The organism is Mycobacterium innocens, assembly GCF_900566055.1.
GTDB classification, from domain to species: Bacteria; Actinomycetota; Actinomycetes; order Mycobacteriales; family Mycobacteriaceae; genus Mycobacterium; species Mycobacterium innocens.
Map to the genome: position 1 here is coordinate 1 of NZ_UPHQ01000168.1, position 14,672 is coordinate 14,672.

Consider the following 14,672-nt stretch of genomic DNA (forward strand, 5'->3'; position numbering starts at 1 on the left):
ACTCGAACAAGCCCACAAACGCCGCCTTGCCTGGCACCGCCAGCAAAGGCACACTGAACCCATCCAGGACCCCGACGATGTTGTCTGATCAAACGCGAATCTCTATCGCAAAGTCAGAAACACCTCACAGGCGCCCGTGTCCTCGAACAACCAGGTGACGGGCGCCCGGCCTCGCCCACGGCACATGGGCCATCACCACCCCGTCGACTGGACATTCCACCCGCGGCACCGCAGCCTGCAGATAGGCCTTGGCCGTGCCCACGTCCAGCGTGCGCCAACGCCGTATCCCGTCGCCGCCGTCATCGGCGTTGCGCCCAAATCCTCAGATCAGCGAACCCACGGCTATGTCATAAGCTTCGATCCACGGGATGAATTGGCTTGGGTGAAGAAATACCGTGGCGAACACGCGGCCGACCAACCACCTCTAGAATTATCCGAATGTGCCCGGATGTGCACGCTGCTAGAGGTGTTCAAGTCCGGCTACTACGAGTGGCGCCAGCGGCCAGAAAGCCTCACCCAACGGCGCCGTGATCTACTCGCGGACAAAATCGCCGCGAACTAATTGATGCAACAACCTCCCGCCTGCCATCAACGTCTCAAGCTCCACTGTGGTTGGCGGCCGGTGCCAGTGGTAGAGCACCTTTTGCCCTTTCCCGCGGTGGCTAAGCTAAGGTCCCTATCCCTGCCGGGTATGAGCGGCGTCGAGACGGCGATCGGCGTCAAGCGATTCGGCAGGACATCACTCGGAGCGACGCGGCGGCATGTATGGCCAGGCTCACGCGTAGCTGATGAACGCAAAAGCCAGGAAGTCGCCACGCCACGCGGACCTGAGCGCAGCCGGTTGAGGACTTTGTGCCCTAGATGCGCCGTAGACACACCGCAAGGCTTAAGACGTTGCTGTCGACGCGATTCCGCGTCGGGTAGGTCATCGATTCGTGCAGACCAACCGAAGAAGGAGGCCACGGTGGCCACATTGAAGGATGAACTGACAGCCAAGGTCATCGAATATGAGCACTGGGCCAAGCGCCGTCGGTTCGGCCGCTTCGGCCCCACCGACCGCAGACTATGGGTGCTGGCCTGCATGGACGAGCGCCTGCCGATCAATGAAGCACTGGGCATCAACGTCGATTCGCCTGTCGCACATGGGGATGCACACTGTTTTCGCAACGCCGGGGGAATCGTCACTGATGATGCGATCCGATCAGCGATGCTGTCGACGAATTTTTTCGGGACGACCGAGATTGTCATTGTTCAACACACCCAGTGCGGAATGTTGTCTGCAAACGCCAGGGACCTCGAGGCCTATTTCAAGGCCAAAGGTATCGACACCGATCAGCTGATCTTGGATCCGACACTGCCAGAGTTGAAGCTCGACAGGGGCGGTTTCGCCAAGTGGATCGGGATGACCGACGATGTCGACGAGTCGCTGCTAACGACGATCGAGGTTTTTGAGAACCATCCGCTTATCCCCGACGAGGTGACCATCAGCGGCTGGGTCTGGGAGGTTGAGACACGGCGCTTGCGGCCGCCCACCCGTGATCCGGCGCGCCGAGCGCGCACCGATGCGACGGCGCGCGACTATGGCGTCACCCAGCCGCAACCTGCCCGCTGGCACTTGGGCAATGGCGGAGAAGATGTCGCCACCACGACCGACCCGGTATGCGGAATGGAGCTCGTGATCGATCGGGCGGCTGGGCACCGCGACGTCGACGGGGACCGTCGATACTTTTGCTCTCAGGTGTGCCTTGACAGCTACGACACCAATCCCGCCCGCTACCTGGTCTCCGAAACACTATCGGGATAGGCACAACGCTCACTAAGCGAGCCGACTCGCGTCCGTCCGGGCAGGACGCGAAAGCTCTGCAATTGCAGAAGGTCAAAGCTGTGCAGCCGGCTGATCGAGGACTTATCTCCGTTGCCGGCATGGCCGCGGTGCAGCGGTTTACCCGCAGTGGGCAGGCGCACACCCCCGTAGTCCCGGATGACCCCCTGTTGCTGCACCGGGCCTGGCGGCTTCAAGCGGATGGATTTCGATAACCCTTCCGCCAAAACAGTCGACTGCCCGGTTTGCCCGCGGCAGTGGCAAAGTAGATATGTTGGTCCCTCTACCCCGTCCAAAGGAGGTCTGTGAGATTCCCCCGAACCGACGTCATGAGCCTGCTGGTCATTGGCGCGCTGGTGTTATCGGGATGCGGTAGCAACACGACTACGTCCGCTCCCCCCTCAGGACCGTCGGCGAAAGTGGACTGCGGCGGTAAGGCGGAACTCAACGCCAGCGGCGCGACCGCACAAGCGAACGCGATACAACAATTTGTCAATGCCTACGCCCACGCGTGCCCCGGTTACACGCTGGACTACGAGGCAAATGGCTCTGGCGCCGGGGTCGAACAGTTCATCAAGAGCGAGACTGATCTGGCCGGGTCCGGCGTGCCGTTGGACCCGTCGAAAGGTGAACCCAATAAGGCGGCGGCGCGATGCGCGTCCCCCGCCTGGGAGCTGCCGGCACTGTTTCAACCGATCGCGGTCACCTACCACGTCAGCGGCGTGAGTTCGCTGAAGCTGGACGCGCCCACGATGGCGAAGATCTTCAACGGCACCATCACCCGGTGGGACGACCCGGCGATCAGGGCGCTCAATGCCGGCATCAACCTGCCCTCATCGCCCATTCGGGTCATCTTCCGCAGTGACGAATCCGGCAACTCAGCCAACTTCCAGCAATACCTCGATGCCGCATCCAACGGTGCTTGGGGTAAAGGCGACGGCGAGACGTTCCAGGGGGGCGTCGGTGCTGGCGCCGACGGGGACAATGGGGTCACGGCGGCCCTGCAGACCACCGACGGATCTATCACCTACACCGCGTGGTCGTTCGCGCTGGGTAAAGAGTTGAACATCGCCCAGATCATCACCTCAGCCGGGTCGGATCCCGTGTCGATCACTCCCGAGTCAGTCGGCAAGACGATCGCGGGAGCCAGGATCGTGGGTCAGGGCAATGATCTGGTGTTGGATACGTCATCGTTCCCCAAGCCAACCCAGCCCGGCGCCTACCCAATCGTCGAGCCGACCTATGAGATCGTCTGTTCTAAGTATCCGGAGTCCGCGACGGGCACCGCTGTACGAGCGTTCATGCAAGCGATAATTGGTCCGGGACAAGAGGGCTTGGCGCAGTATGGATCCATTACACCGCCGAGCTGGCTCCAATCGCGGCTGGCAACAGCGGTGAACGCTATCTCTTGATCACATGAAGGAGTTCGATGGCAGGCCTCAGTGAGCCAGGTCCGAGGGAAGGCTCGCTTGTCGGGCCCTATCGGCTGATGCGGCTACTGGGTCGCGGCGGAATGGGCGAGGTCTATGAGGCCGAGGACACCCGCAAACGCCGAGTGGTAGCGCTGAAGCTGATCTCCGAGCAATTCTCCGCCGACCCGGCCTTTCGCGAACGGATGCAGCGCGAGGCTGACGCCGCGGGACGCCTGACCGAGCCGCATGTGGTGCCCATCCACGATTACGGCGAGATCGACGGGCAGCTGTATCTGGACATGCGGCTGATCGACGGTCTTTCTCTGCGCCGCATGTTGACGGCCCATGGTCCGCTGATACCGGCCCGAGCGGTGGCCATCGTGCGACAGGTCGCCGCCGCGCTGGACGCCGCGCACGCCAGCGGGGTGACGCACCGCGACGTCAAACCGGAGAACATCATTATCGGCGTCGATGACTTCGCCTATCTGGTGGACTTCGGCATCGCTCGCGCGGCAACCGATCCAGGGCTGACCCACACCGGGATGGCGCTGGGAACCTACAACTACATGGCTCCGGAGCGGTTCGCCGGCGACAAGGTTGACTTTCGCGCCGATATCTATTCGCTCGCATGTGTGTTGGCCGAGTGTTTGACCGGGTCACCTCCTTATCCGGCCAGCAGCATCGAGAGGGTGATCAGCGCGCATCTGATGGAGTCTGCCCCGCGGCCCAGCCAATTGCGGCCCGGCATGGTTCCGCCGGCTCTCGACTCCGTGATCGCCAAAGGAATGGCCAAAAACCCCGCGGAGCGCTTTCGCAGCGCCGGTGAACTGGCCGCCGCCGCCCACGATGCACTGACCACAGCCGAGCAGAACCAGGCGGCCGCGATTGCGCAGCGCGGCGAGCGAACGATCCTGTCGACCGGTACCGAGTCGGCCGCCGCCGACTCCGTCACCCAGGCCAGGCCATGGTCGCAAATGTCAAGTTCGCCCACGGCCGAGGGCGGGTGGACACCTGCGCCTGTCAACACTGCCGGCTGGCGCGGCGGATCCAATGTGCCACGCTCCGTCAGCCCTGCGGGCCCGCCGAAGCCTGTCCCAACATCCGGCGCACGCCCGGAGCCTCGGCGCAAACGCAAGTGGATCCTGATCGGCGCCGCCGCACTGGTTGTCATCGTCGCCATCGGCGTCGCCGGATACCTGCTCAAGCCGAAACCGCAACCAGCGGCATCGACACCCGGGCAGACAGTGTTGCCGTTGACCGGGCTCGGCTTCCCCCTCTCGCCGGGAGGGGTGGCGCTGGATAACACCGGTAGCGTGTATGTCACGAGTCAAAGCATGTACGGGCGGGTGGTGAAATTGGCTTCCGGGTCGTCCACCCCGACAGTGCTGCCGTTCACCGGCCTTTACCAGCCGCAGGGGCTGGCGGTAGACGCCAACGGCACCGTGTACGTCGCCGACTTCAACAACAGGGTGGTCAAGCTGGCGGCCGGTTCCAACACGCAGTCCGTGCTGCCGCTTACCGGACTCACATACCCGCAGGGCGTTGGCGTTGATGCCGCCGGCAATGTATACGTCGCCGACCGCGGGAACAACAGAGTGGTGAAACTGGACGCCAAATCCAACACTCAGGCTGATCTGCCGTTCACCGGCCTTAACCATCCAGATGGTGTGGCGGTGGACCCCTCGGGCATCGTTTATGTCACCGACTCGGACAACGACAGGGTGCTGAAGCTCAATCCCGGGTCGAGCACCCCGACGGAGTTGCCCTTCACCGGACTTGCCGTGCCCTCGGGTATCGCCGTGGACACCGCTGGCGCCGTCTACGTCACCGACCACGAGACCGGCAAGGTGGTCAAGCTGGATCCCGGTTCAAACACCCCGACGATACTGCCGTTCACCGGCGGCCACCCCGTGGGCGTGGCGGTCGACACCTCCAGAAAGAAGGTACTCGTCGCCGACAATGGGAGCGGCAGAGTGGTGCAGCTGGCAACGAATTAACCGTGGATTCGCCATCCGATTGAGGATCGACTTCCATGGGTTGGTCGGTATTGTCGTGCCAACTGGTGGCGAACCCTGTGCCAGGCTGCGCGAGCTAACCTGAATTCTGCTGTCCCAGTCGCCTACAGCGAGCCCAGAATTGTTTGCATTGTCGTGATCTCTTTCTGCTGGCTGGTGACGATCGACTGCGCCATCGCAGTAGCAGGAGAGTACTGACCAGACTTAACTTCGTTTTGAGCCATGGTGATCGCGCCCTGATGGTGCTGAATCATCTGGGTGAGGAACAGCTTGCTGGCGTCAACGCCTTGCGCGTTCTGCAGGGCCTGCATGTCTTGCTCGGACATCATCCCGTCCATCCCGCCCATCCCGGGCATCCCCGGCATGCCGCTGTGGCTCGGCATCCCGGGCATCCCGGGCATGCCGCTGTGGCTCGGCATCCCGGGCATCGTCGACGAAGGGGTCATGGCGCCCGGCGTCGTCGGCTGTCCCCACTGGTTCAGCCACGTCTGCATCTGTTGAATTTCGGGTCCCTGCGCCGACTTGATCTGGTTGGCCAGCTCGATCACGCGAGGATCGATGCCCTGCTTACCGAGAATGACATCGCTCATCTGGATAGCTTGCTGATGGTGGGCAATCATGTGCTGGGCAAACATGACGTCCTGATCATTGTGCGCCTGAGCATTCGCCGAACTCGACGCGGTCGACGCGCCGGCAGTCGTCGTCCCGGAGCCGGCCTGATTGCCGGAGCTGCCACATGCGGTCAAGGTCAGTAGCGCCATGACTGCAGCCGCAGCTGCCGAGGCGGTCAGTGATCGTTGCACCATTACGATGACTTCCTTTCAAGAACCAAGAGCAGAGTCGTTTCCACATACCCGTTACGGGTAGACGGTAGCAGGTGTGGGGCAGGCAGCCCCTCGAGCGAAGGAGTTCTACATGCAATCGGGCACGGAAACCGCTCGTCGACGCGGTCCGCGTTCCAGCGGGATCTCGCCAAGGGCCTACGAAATGTTGTCCGAAGCCTGGTATTTCGGCCGGCGGGCCCGCATATGGGACCATCTCGTCGCTGCGTCCGGTGCCCGGTCAGGTGAGAGAGTACTCGACCTTGGCTGCGGTGCAGGATATTTCGCGCGCCGGATCGCCCCGGTCGTGGGCCCTTCAGGAGTGGTGGTCGGGATCGATCCGTCACCGGCCTCACTGGATTACGCAGCGGCACATGCCCCGCCAAACTGCACGTTTTACCCGGCGCAAGCCCAGAATCTGCCCTTTGCCGATGCTTCGTTCGACGTGGTCGTTTCAAGTTTGACCTTCCACCACATCGCGCCTGACCGTCGTCTCGGTGCGATTCGGGAGGTGCTTCGGGTGTTGCGGCCGCGCGGGCGGGCGTGCGTTGCTGACGTCCGCCCGCCGCGGATTCAGATGCTCGAGCGGGTCATCAGCGCTGCGCATGGTCGAGCGGAGATGCGCAACATCTTCAACCGACTCCGCGTCATGATAACCGAGACCGGATTTACGACCATCGCAACCGGGAGTGTGTCGCGACTGTGCTACATCACCGCCGAACGGCCACCTGATCTGACCGGCGCGTCCCCCAATGCCTGATCTCCGCGACAGGCGCATCGAACGGTGCTCGATCGTCATCCGTACCGGAACCACTGGCGAGTTGAGAGGCTGCCGGGCCCGTGCCGGACTGCACTAGTGTCCGCCGCCACCGTGCCCACCGCCACCATGTCCCCCCGCACCGTGCCCACCGCCAGGCCCGGAAGGACTATGTCCCCGGCCGGGGTTGAAAGAGTCGTGGCAGTGGTTCCAGTCCCAGTTCGGACCCCAGGCGGGGTTCCAATACGCCCCAGGGCACCACGGGTCAGTCGGTAATATTCCCGGTTGTGCCTCAACGCTGGCAGCACCACCCAATCCGCCCGTGCCCAAACCCGCTGTGATCGCAACAGTAGCTGCAGCGATTGCCATCTTTTTCTTCATACTTCAGCGTTACCCGCGTTGCAGCACGGCAAACATCGGCATGGCCCAAGCAGTTGTCCAACGGGCCATAAGAGCGTTGTCAGACCCGCGCCGGAGTCCTCGTCATGGCGACGGGCTCGGCCTCGCGATCCGCATGTCAGCGGCACATGCTGGCCGGTAGCGCCGCCCCGAGGGGTGTCAATGCAGGTGCGAGGACCGCTAGATCGAAAAGGTGGCTGGCCGTCGAGCCGGGATCTTTCATCCCGGTCGACGTCGACAGCACTACGACGCTTTCGTCAGCATCGATCAAACTTTGGGCGGCGAGCTGCTGAGCGGCAAGCACCGTCAACGCCGATGCGTGATTGCATAGATGCCATCGCTGAGTTGCATACGGACGATCGCGTCATCGCTCGATCGATTGTGCCACGGCCGTCCCGTACCTGGACAGCGTGAGAACCATGCACCGAATCCCTGCTGCGGCTGCGTAGGCGGCCACTGCTGCGCCGTAATTTCCGGTCGACTCAGCGATGACGGCCGAGGCTCCCGACGCCACCGCCTTGGTGTCGGCACCGCCGCCAGCCTGTCTTTGAATGACCGTATGGATTGCGTCGGGGGTGGTCTTTGAGTATGTATCTATGAAGTCCAAGCCGACGCCCCAGCCGATTCAACGGAATAACGGGCGTCTGACCTCCGCCCAAGCTCACTGGAGCATCCTCTGGCGACAGAGGCAGCAAATCCCGGTATCCGAAATCGGTGTCGGCTTTGGTTACGAGTGCGGCTTGAAGGTGCGCAGCCGGAGGCTGTTGGTGACCACGAATACCGACGAGAACGCCATAGCCGCCCCCGCCAACATGGGGTTCAGCAGCCCAGCGGCTGCCAGCGGCAATGCGGCAATGTTGTAGACAAACGCCCAGAATAGGTTGCCCTTGATCGTCGCCAACGTCTTACGGGAAAGTTCAATGGCGTCGGGCACCGCGCGCAGGTCACCGCGTACCAATGTCAGATCGCTGGCCTCGATTGCGACGTCGGCGCCGGTCCCCATCGCCAGGCCCAGATCGGCTTGCGCCAGGGCCGCGGCGTCGTTGACACCGTCGCCAACCATGGCCACCACCTTGCCCTCGGCCTGCAATCGCCGGACGGTGTCCACCTTGTCTCGCGGCAGCACTTCGGCGATCACTTGGTCGATGCCTACCTGGCCGGCCATGGCGCGGGCCGCGGTCGCGTTGTCTCCGGTCAGCATGATCGGGGTCAAACCCAGCGCACGCAGCCGTTCGACGGCCTCGGCCGACGTCGGTTTGACCGCATCGGCCACCAACAAAATTCCCCGCGACTTGCCGTCCCAGCTGACCACCACAGCGGTCCTGCCCTCCGACTCGGCCTGACACAGCGAACGGGTGAGTAACTCGGGTAGCTCTTGCGACCAATTCGCCAGGAGTTGCCGGCGGCCCACTGTCACCGCATGTCCGTCGACAACACCTTGCACGCCCAAACCTTCCAGGTTGGCGAAACCCTCGACAGCTGGCAGGTCACCGATCTTGTCACGAGCCGCCTGGGCTATCGCCTTGCCGATCGGGTGTTCGGAGGAGTCCTCTAGCGCGCCCGCCAACCGCAGGACCTCTGTGGGCTGTTCATCGCGTGCGGAGATTACGTCGAGCAGGGACATGTTGCCGGTCGTGACGGTGCCGGTCTTGTCGAGCACGATGGTGTCGATTCGCCGCGTCGATTCCAGTACCTCGGGTCCCTTGATCAGAATCCCCAGCTGTGCGCCACGGCCGGTGCCGACCATTAAGGCGGTCGGTGTGGCAAGGCCCAAGGCGCACGGGCACGCGATGATCAGCACCGCCACCGCCGCGGTAAAAGCGGCGGTGATGGATCCGGTTGCCGCGATCCACAAGCCGAGAGTCGCCAGCGACAGCGCGATCACGATCGGCACAAAGATTCCCGAGATCCGGTCGGCCAACCGCTGCGCCTGCGCCTTGCCCGTTTGCGCCTCTTCGACCAGCTTTGCCATTTGGGCTAGCTGGGTATCCGAACCGACCCTGTTGGCGCGCAACACAATTCGTCCACCGACGTTAACGGTGGCGCCCATCACCTTATCCCCGGGGCCGACCTCAACCGGCATAGACTCCCCGGTGAGCAGGGAGGCGTCCACCGCGGAGGAGCCTTCGATCACGACGCCATCGGTCGCCACTTTCTCGCCGGGTCGTACTACGAACTCGTCACCGATGGCGAGTTGCTCGATCGGAATGCGTTGCTCGACACCATCTCTGCGCACCGAGGCAACCTTGGCGCCTAGCTCGAGCAGCGCGCGCAGCGCGGCGCCGGCCCGCCGCTTGGACCGGACCTCAAAGAACCGGCCTGCGAGGATGAAGGTGGTAACACCTGCGGCGGCCTCCAGATAAATGTTGCTGGTGCCGTCGGTACGGGAAATGGTCAGCTCGAATTGGTGTCGCATGCCGGTCATACCGGCCGTGCCCCAGAACAATGCGTAGACCGACCAGCCCAGCGCGGCGATCGTGCCCATCGAGATCAAGGTGTCCATGGTGGCGGTGCGGTGCCGCAGGTTGGTCCATGCGGCCTTGTGGAACGGCAGGCCGCCCCATACCACCACCGGCGCGGCCAGCGTCAACGAGAGCCATTGCCAGTTGGCGAATTGCAGTGGGGACACCATGGCCATCGCGACCACCGGCACGGTCAATACCAGTGAAACCAGTAGTCGTTGCCTTATCGACGCGGCTGGATCCGGCTCCGCGCCCGGCTCTGCGGACTCGTCGTCCATGGCGGGTAAGCTCAGCCTAGGCACTTCTGCGGTGTAGCCGGCCTGCTCAACCGTCGTCACGAGCTGGTCTGGTGAGACGGTGCCGACGTACGCGACGCTGGCCTTCTCGGTCGCGTAGTTGACTGACGCGCTGACGCCGTCTATCTTGTTGAGCTTCTTCTCAATCCGGGCCGCGCACGAAGCACACGTCATACCGCCGATCCGCAGCTCAAGATGTCGGGTGGTTTCCGTGGCAGAGTCCATGCTCTGTTTCCCCTCAGTCCAATCGCGACAGGTCGCCTTAACGGACCAACTGGTAGCCCGCCTCTTCCACCGCATTCTTGATCGCGTCCAGCTCGATCACGCCGTCGCTGTCGATGGTCACCTTGCCACTGCCGAGCTCCACGTCCACGGCTGTGACTTGAGCGATGTTGCCGACTTCCTCACGGACAGAGGAAGCGCAGTGCTCGCAGGTCATCCCAGAAACGGTGACTGTCAGGGTGCTCATGCCGCTCTCCAATCTGCATGAATCGTGCCTGGATGATTCCTGTCTACCATACCCCCCTGGGGTAATCAAGGGCGGATGGCACGGTGGCGTTCCTCTTTCTTCTCCGCGATCGCGGTGTCGTGACTGCGGCGTAAAGTAGAACAAGCGAATACCCGTTTTGACTGCCCACATACAGGCGCGATCAACGTTGGCGGCGAAGGGACAGTAGATGCCGGAAAGCCACGGAGAAAGCGTGACCGCAACAGATGCGCCTTGCGCGTCCGGGATGACCGACCGCTCACTTCACCTGATCATCAATGCAATCGAGTCCAATCCGCACTCGCCCGGCGCAGACGTCGACGTGACGCTGCACCTGCCATGGGGCACTGTGACGGGTGTCATCGAACCCTGCTGGTATTTCGACCAAAAGGTCCTTGGCTACCTTCAAACAGTCGGCGTCGACCACAGCCGGCAGAGTTCGACCGATGGCAACTGCCCGAACTGCCCGAATGGGGGTGAGTTCCACGAGTACATCCACCTATCTCGGGTTAGGTACCGCCGGAGTGGCGCTGAAGTCTATTCGCACGATCAGCTTCGCGTGCGGTTGTCCGACATCTCGTCGTGGGCCTTCGGTCGTAGCGAGTTTTAGGACCTGATGCCGACCTGACCCGACGGCTTCCTCGAAATGCATCGCATCTTCGCAGTCGGCTGATGCCGGCCGGGGCAAAGGCCTTGGCTCGAGATGGTGTGCCGCTTCGACATCCGTCCTCTGATTACGATGGGCGGTAGGTCTCCAGCTGTCGTCGGCGCCATCGCTTGACGATCTCGCCGACCTCGTCCGGATGGTCAGCGATCACGAGCAGGTCAACGTCCTCTCCCGATACCAGTCCCGTCTCCAGCAGCCGGTCACGAATCCACCGCTCCAACCCGGTCCAGTGCTCCGAAGGCGCAAGCACGACGGGGAAGTTCCGGATCTTCTGAGTCTGTATGAGCGTCAGGGCCTCGAAAAGCTCGTCGAGCGTTCCGAAGCCGCCCGGAAGAACCACGAACGCCGAGGCGTAGCGGACGAACATCAGCTTGCGCACGAAGAAATAATTGAACTGAAGTGAGAGGTCGATGAACGGATTTGGCTGCTGCTCGTAGGGCAGCTCGATGACAAGTCCGATCGACCGCACTCCGGCGTCGCGGGCGCCCCGATTCGCGGCCTCCATGATCCCCGGCCCGCCGCCGGTGATGATGTCGAACCCCAAGCTGCCCAGTCGTGCGGCCAGCGTGCGCGCCATTTCATAGTGCGGATGATCCGGCGACGTACGGGCGGAACCAAAGAACGACACGGCATCGGTGACGTCCGCTAGTGCCGCAAAGCCGCGCGCCACCTCGTCGCGGATCTTGGCAACACGACCGGGATCGCTGCCCGCTAGCGCCGGAAAGCCCGGGCCCAGGCAGGACAGCAGCTCCTCATCGCATGTTGCGGGGATGCAGGCTCTTGACTCATGCATATAGTCGATCGTGCCAGCGCCGCGGCCACCATCAAACTGAAGCGCCCCAACCAGCTTGGTCTGTCGCCCTGTCCGGCATGAAGTGATCAAGGTCAAACTCACCGTTGGTTGAAAACTACCCTCATCCGCGGGTGCTGATACGTTACTTCAACGGCAACTGCCCGGCGGCGAGGGCGCTCTAAGTGGACATCACTCCACCTGGCCCAATGGACAAGTGAACGACGGCAGATGTTTGACAAGGAGCCGCACGGGTACCGATCTTGTGCCCCACAACAGACTAGGAGCCGCGATGTATGCGGGTGTGGCGTGGATGCTGTTACTTAGCGTCGTCGGGCTCGCCAGTGTTTACGGGTTGCACCGCTTTACTGCGATCAGCCCCTCCGCGCTGATGGCGCTGCCTTTCCAGTCCGGGTGGGCACCAGAAGAGCATGCGTTGTCGCGCTATCACGTTCGGTGGTATCTGGCGACTTTGGTATTTCTCGCCTTCGATGTCGAGATGTTGTTCATGTACCCGTGGGCGTTGGTGGTCAAAAAAATGGGTGCTACCGCAATCACTGAGATGTTTCTCTTTCTGACAGCGCTACTCGTGGCGGTGGCGTGGGCATGGCGCGAGGGCGCCCTGAGATGGGTCTGACGCAGCGGCTGGCCCGATGTGCGGCACAGCGGGCACACGTTCTCATCGTGGATGCCCCGGGGTTCTGGGTGGTGCGGGCAGAGGCCGAACACCGACTTCGAGTCCGGGGTTGGTGTGTGGCTACATCCCCGGCCGACGCTGACGTGTTGGCGGTCTGCGGTACGCCGGGACCGGAACTGAACGAGGCGATCGACCGCGTCTGGGACCAGATGCCGGGGCCTCGGGTTCGCGTCGAGTTGCCCGATCCCGAAGCGGTCGCGTCGGCACTGCATCGCGCCGCCATGCAGTTGGCGGAGGTCGACAGGCACCGCCAGGACGCTCGTGAGCGCGCTCAATCTCCGGAATTGAGCGGCAATCAGCACGGCACCACGAACCACGGCGAGCACGGGCATAGGGACCACAGCGAGCACCAACACCACGAGAACACCAACCACGGCGCCACGAACCACGGCGAGCACGGGCATAGGGACCACAGCGCGCACCAGCACATGCACCACGGCGCGATGGACATGGCGCCGGCTGGGATTGCGCTGGCCAAAGGCGGCGACGACCGCGACGGATTGGAAATGGATGTGCTGCACCTTCGCCTTGGGCCGGTGCTGCGCTACTGGCCCGTGGGGCTGGTGGTGCGGTGCTCGTTGCAGGGAGACGTGCTCACGCAAGCCGAGGCGTGGGTCGTCGACAAAGAAGTCGGCGGCCACGTTCCGCCGCCAGGACCGAGGTCCCACGTCGCGGCGCGACATTGTGACCATGTCGTTGATCTGCTCGCACTGGCCGCCTGGCCGGGTGCGACAGCAATCGCCCGTACCGCGCGGGACGAGCTGCTCAGCGACGCGGACGCCAGGCACGCCGCTTCCCTACTAGACACCCTGCACAGGAAGCTTCGCCGCTCTCAAACGCTGCGCTGGTCGTTGCGCGACATCGCATCGTTGACACCCGAGGACTGCAAGACCCTCGAGCTGCCGACGGGCCTGGCCGGCGATTGCTACGACCGGCTCCTGGCGCGGGTCGACATGGCGCGGCACGCGCTGGCGAATACGACGGAACCAAGCGGTGTCGCCACGGCTGCAACCAGCGTCCTCGACGCGTTGCCTCATCTGGTGAGCGGACTGGACGTCGGGGCCGCCCGGCTGGTGATCGCCAGCCTCGGCGTCGACACCGCGTCGCACCCGGGCGGTCGCCATGGCTGACGTCTCGATCACCACGGTCCCGGGCGCGTGGGCGCTGGGCGGTGTGGCATTGCTACTGTGCCTGGGCTTCTATGCGGCGACCCTCGACGGCGTGCTCGCTGCCCGTGGCGGCGGACCGGGCACTGCGCTCTACGAAGTCGCGCGGCTGATGCGGCAGCGCCGTCGCACCACAGTGGCCGCCGATACGTTGCTGTGGCGCGCCGGCGGAGTGGGCCTGATCGTCGCCGCGTCGCTCATGGTGACTGTTGTGCCGTTCGGACGCTGGACGCTGGCCGATCTCGACGTCGGAGTCATGTGGTTCAACGCCATGGATGTGATGGTGTGGGCACTGGTGTGGCTTGTCGGGTGGGGTCCGAATTCCGCCCATCCCCTGGTCGGCGGCTATCGATTCCTGGCTTATGGGCTCGGCTACGAGATGCCGTTGATGTTCGCGCTGGTCGCGCCGCCCATCGCTGCGCAGAGTCTACGGGTCGCCGATGTGGCCGCCGCTCAACACGGACTGTGGTTCGCGGTGTGGATGCCGGTCGCGTTCGTCGTGTATTGCCTTGGGGCAGTTGCCTTTTCGGTGTGGGGGCCCTTCTCCGCGGCACTGGGAGCTGATATTGCCGGCGGTGTCAGCGCGGAACTGTCCGGCGTGGATCGACTCGTATTCCAGGCGGGCCGCTACACCCTGTTGGCTGCCGGAGCGGCGTTCGCGGTGCCGATGTTCCTCGGCGGCGGTGCGGGTCCACTGTTACCGGCCTGGTCCTGGATGTTGCTCAAGACCATCGGCTTGCTGTCGGTGTTCGTGTGGCTGCGCAGGCGGCTTCCGGTGCTGCGGCCCGAAAAGTTCCTGGAGATCGGCTGGATGGTGCTCTTACCGCTCACGCTTGTGCAAGACCTCGTCGTGGCCATCATCGCAGTGAGGAAGTGACTCT

At 63.4% G+C, this 14,672-nt stretch carries 14 protein-coding genes; 8 read left to right on the plus strand and 6 right to left on the minus strand.

All coding sequences use genetic code 11. The features are described 5' to 3' along the window. Nucleotides 1-124: 124 nt before the first annotated feature. A complete protein-coding gene (locus EET03_RS31645) occupies nucleotides 125-262 on the minus strand; it encodes a hypothetical protein (RefSeq protein WP_425271530.1) in 138 nt (45 codons plus the stop codon). A gap of 429 nt (nucleotides 263-691) precedes the next feature. Here EET03_RS31645 and EET03_RS16560 point away from each other — a divergent pair, with 429 nt between their 5' ends. The 3 genes from EET03_RS16560 (at nucleotide 692) to EET03_RS16570 (ending at nucleotide 5,231) form a co-directional block, all read left to right on the plus strand. Then, the gene (locus tag EET03_RS16560; protein ID WP_244232401.1) at nucleotides 692-1,804 is read left to right on the plus strand and encodes a YHS domain-containing protein; all 1,113 of its coding nucleotides are present in this window, start codon (nucleotides 692-694) and stop codon (nucleotides 1,802-1,804) included. 347 nt (nucleotides 1,805-2,151) lie between these two features. Continuing rightward, nucleotides 2,152-3,234: a phosphate ABC transporter substrate-binding protein PstS gene (gene pstS / locus EET03_RS16565; RefSeq protein ID WP_425271531.1), complete on the plus strand. Its 1,083-nt coding sequence runs from the start codon at nucleotides 2,152-2,154 to the stop codon at nucleotides 3,232-3,234. A gap of 17 nt (nucleotides 3,235-3,251) precedes the next feature. Then, entirely contained in the window at nucleotides 3,252-5,231 is a 1,980-nt protein-coding gene (locus tag EET03_RS16570) for a serine/threonine-protein kinase PknD (protein WP_075544022.1), read from the plus strand. A gap of 122 nt (nucleotides 5,232-5,353) precedes the next feature. Here EET03_RS16570 and EET03_RS16575 read toward each other — a convergent pair whose 3' ends face one another. Continuing rightward, nucleotides 5,354-6,055 (minus strand): DUF305 domain-containing protein, encoded by a 702-nt coding sequence (locus EET03_RS16575; protein WP_075544021.1) that lies wholly within the window; start codon nucleotides 6,053-6,055, stop codon nucleotides 5,354-5,356. 181 nt (nucleotides 6,056-6,236) lie between these two features. On the opposite strand from EET03_RS16575, the gene EET03_RS33045 reads away from it, so the two are divergent. Then, nucleotides 6,237-6,830 carry a class I SAM-dependent methyltransferase gene (locus EET03_RS33045; RefSeq protein ID WP_082274780.1) on the plus strand — a complete coding sequence of 198 codons (594 nt, stop codon included), beginning with the start codon at nucleotides 6,237-6,239 and terminating at the stop codon, nucleotides 6,828-6,830. Between the two features lie 93 nt (nucleotides 6,831-6,923). Here the strand turns inward: EET03_RS33045 and EET03_RS33290 are convergent, their stop codons facing one another. From EET03_RS33290 to EET03_RS16605, 3 genes are all read right to left on the minus strand, one after another. Further along, nucleotides 6,924-7,208 carry an Mtp family mycobacterial-type pilin gene (locus EET03_RS33290; RefSeq protein ID WP_082274779.1) on the minus strand — a complete coding sequence of 95 codons (285 nt, stop codon included), beginning with the start codon at nucleotides 7,206-7,208 and terminating at the stop codon, nucleotides 6,924-6,926. A 745-nt stretch (nucleotides 7,209-7,953) separates the two neighbouring features. After that, nucleotides 7,954-10,209: a heavy metal translocating P-type ATPase gene (locus EET03_RS16600; protein ID WP_075544018.1), complete on the minus strand. Its 2,256-nt coding sequence runs from the start codon at nucleotides 10,207-10,209 to the stop codon at nucleotides 7,954-7,956. Nucleotides 10,210-10,246: 37 nt separating this feature from the next. Beyond that, nucleotides 10,247-10,453, minus strand: a complete 207-nt coding sequence (locus EET03_RS16605; RefSeq protein ID WP_063469730.1) for a heavy-metal-associated domain-containing protein — start codon at nucleotides 10,451-10,453, stop codon at nucleotides 10,247-10,249. A gap of 232 nt (nucleotides 10,454-10,685) precedes the next feature. Here EET03_RS16605 and EET03_RS16610 point away from each other — a divergent pair, with 232 nt between their 5' ends. Then, nucleotides 10,686-11,081 carry a hypothetical protein gene (locus EET03_RS16610; protein ID WP_136625712.1) on the plus strand — a complete coding sequence of 132 codons (396 nt, stop codon included), beginning with the start codon at nucleotides 10,686-10,688 and terminating at the stop codon, nucleotides 11,079-11,081. 124 nt (nucleotides 11,082-11,205) lie between these two features. Here the strand turns inward: EET03_RS16610 and EET03_RS16615 are convergent, their stop codons facing one another. After that, on the minus strand, nucleotides 11,206-12,033 hold the full coding sequence (locus tag EET03_RS16615; protein ID WP_244232402.1) for an LOG family protein: 828 nt from the start codon (nucleotides 12,031-12,033) through the stop codon (nucleotides 11,206-11,208). A 187-nt stretch (nucleotides 12,034-12,220) separates the two neighbouring features. Between EET03_RS16615 and EET03_RS16620 the strand changes: the two genes are divergently transcribed. From EET03_RS16620 to EET03_RS16630, 3 genes are read left to right on the plus strand one after another with little or no spacing between them, the layout of a single operon-like run. Beyond that, a complete protein-coding gene (locus tag EET03_RS16620) occupies nucleotides 12,221-12,565 on the plus strand; it encodes an NADH-quinone oxidoreductase subunit A (protein ID WP_063469733.1) in 345 nt (114 codons plus the stop codon). Then, complete coding sequence (locus EET03_RS16625; RefSeq protein ID WP_244232403.1) at nucleotides 12,556-13,755, plus strand: hypothetical protein; 1,200 nt, start codon at nucleotides 12,556-12,558, stop codon at nucleotides 13,753-13,755. Before EET03_RS16620 ends, EET03_RS16625 begins: the two co-directional genes overlap by 10 nt. Further along, nucleotides 13,748-14,668, plus strand: a complete 921-nt coding sequence (locus tag EET03_RS16630) for a complex I subunit 1 family protein (protein WP_075544016.1) — start codon at nucleotides 13,748-13,750, stop codon at nucleotides 14,666-14,668. The genes EET03_RS16625 and EET03_RS16630 overlap by 8 nt, the downstream gene beginning before the upstream one ends. Nucleotides 14,669-14,672 lie beyond the last annotated feature (4 nt).